Source organism: uncultured Nitrosomonas sp., assembly GCF_902826915.1.
Lineage (GTDB): Bacteria > Pseudomonadota > Gammaproteobacteria > Burkholderiales > Nitrosomonadaceae > Nitrosomonas.
This window is the reverse complement of the sequence record NZ_CADEGP010000046.1, coordinates 22,648-24,935: the sequence shown is the minus strand read 5'-3', so window position 1 is coordinate 24,935 and position 2,288 is coordinate 22,648. Positions and strand designations below refer to the sequence as shown.

The following is a 2,288-nucleotide window of genomic DNA, read 5'->3' as shown; positions in this document are numbered from 1 at the left end:
TCATCAAATCACCATGGTTCATGGTCAGGATGATGGAAAATGACTTCAACAATGATTAATTACCGACAAGTCTCTTTATGTATTGGGGGAAGTAATAATGGCAACAACAAGTATCAATCTGGCTGATCTCGATGGCAGTAATGGTTTTCGCGTGGATGTGGAGGCAGGAAGTTCCTTATATTCGGTCAGTAATGCGGGTGATGTGAATGGCGATGGTTTTGATGATGTGATGGTTAGCCTTGATCGGGCTTCCGTTTACGTGGTGTTGGGTGAATCAACGGGTTTTGATGCGACGATGAATTTAACCGATCTTGACGGCGGTGATGGTTCTCGCTTGTGGGGAGGGGGGCGATTCGCAGAAATCAGTGACGCAGGGGATGTGAACGGGGATGGTTTTGATGATGTGATCGTTAGTTCCAGCAGCAAAGGCACCAATGTAGTGTTCGGCAAGGCTGAGGGATTTGGGGCGGCGATGGATGTGTCCACGCTTGATGGTGGTAACGGTTTTCATCTGGATGGAGTAATACGCACCGTGAGCAATGCGGGAGATGTCAACGGCGATGGTTTTGATGATGTAATCCTGGGTAACCGTGATGCTGATCTGAACGGTTCCATTTTCGATGACGAAGGCTCCAGTTATGTGGTATTTGGCAAGGCATCCGGGTTTGATGCCACGATGGATGTATTCAGTCTTGATGGTAGTAATGGTTTCCGTCTGAATGGAGTATTCAGAGGAGATGAATCAGGTACTTCGGTCAGCGCCGCGGGCGATGTGAACGGCGATGGTTTTGATGATGTCATCATAAGTGCCCCTGGTGCTAATCAGTATGGTTCCAGCTATGTGTTATTTGGCAAGGCTGCGGGATTTGATGCGGTGATGAATTTATCTGCTGTCAACGGCAGCAATGGTTTTCGTTTGGATATGGACGAGCATGATGGATCATCTGTGAGCAATGCAGGAGACGTCAACGGGGATGGTTTCGATGATGTGATTGTTGGGTTTCGCGTAGTGTTTGGTAAAGCATCCGGATTCGGAAACAGGATGAATCTATCCGATCTTGATGGCAGTAATGGTTTTAGTTTGGATGAGGGTAGCAAGCTCAGCCCTGCAGGGGATGTGAATGGCGATGGGTTTGATGATTTGATGGTCGAGGATCAGTACGGCAGCAGTTACGTGGCATTCGGCAAGGCATCGGGATTTGATGTCACGGTGAGTCTGATACCCTTGAACGGTTCAGTTAGTTTTGTCAGTGGCGCGGGAGACGTGAACGGGGATGGCCTTGATGATTTGATGGCCGGTACTTCCAAATTCGGTTACGTGGTATTCAGCAGTAGTGATTTTACCGGATCGGCAGCATATCTTGGTACGCCTGGCGATGATGTCCGTACGGGTACGCCGGCCGCCGAAATTTTTTATGCAAGCGATGGCGACGACACGTTGATCGGTGGCGGGGGCGCGGATACGATTCGTGGGGGGAAAGGTAACGACACCATCCGTGTGTCCGATCTGGATTTTTTGCGGATTGACGGTGGCAGGGGCAGTGATTTTTCGGATGAGGAAAATGATACGCTGGGTCTGGATGGCAGTGGAATAAATCTGGATCTGACGGTTGTGGGGGACAAGATTACCGGCATTGAAATTATTGACTTAAGCGGTACCGGGGATAATACATTAACCCTGACGGCGGCAGATATGCTTGATCTACCGAGAAACGCCAATAATACTCTGATGGTCAAGGGTAATGCCGGCGATCAGGTTGTCTTGGACAGTGGCTGGGTGGATCGCGGTTTTCAGGGTGAATTTCATATGTTTTCCACCCAGGATGAAGCGGTGTTGATGGTTGCCGATGCTGTAAGTACGGATTTTGTAAATGGCGGTCATATGAGTTTATCAGGTCTGGATGGAGGTAATGGCTTTCGTCTGGATGGTGGTACGGAGAATCTTTTCACAGTAGGTTTCGCTAACTCCGTTAGTAACGCGGGGGATGTCAATGGAGACGGTTTTGATGATGTAATCATTGGTGATCGTGCTGGTTCGAAGAGTTATGTGGTATTTGGCAAGGCATCTGGATTTGATGCCACAATGAGCTTGTCCGATCTCGACGGTAGCAATGGTTTTCGTCTGGATAGTGGTGCAGCGTATGATTCTTCAGGTGGCTCTGTGAGCGGTGCGGGGGACGTCAACGGAGATGGTTTTGATGATGTAATTGTCGGTGCCTATCGAGCCGATCCGAATGGTTCTGAATCCGGTTCCAGTTACGTGGTATTTGGGCGCGCATCAGGATTCG

General features: G+C 49.3%; 1 protein-coding gene. It reads left to right on the top strand.

The genetic code is table 11. The features are described 5' to 3' along the window. Nucleotides 1-97 precede the first annotated feature (97 nt). Nucleotides 98-2,288: integrin alpha (locus QZV86_RS09250; protein ID WP_295626754.1), on the top strand; the 2,191-nt coding region annotated here is incomplete at its 3' end.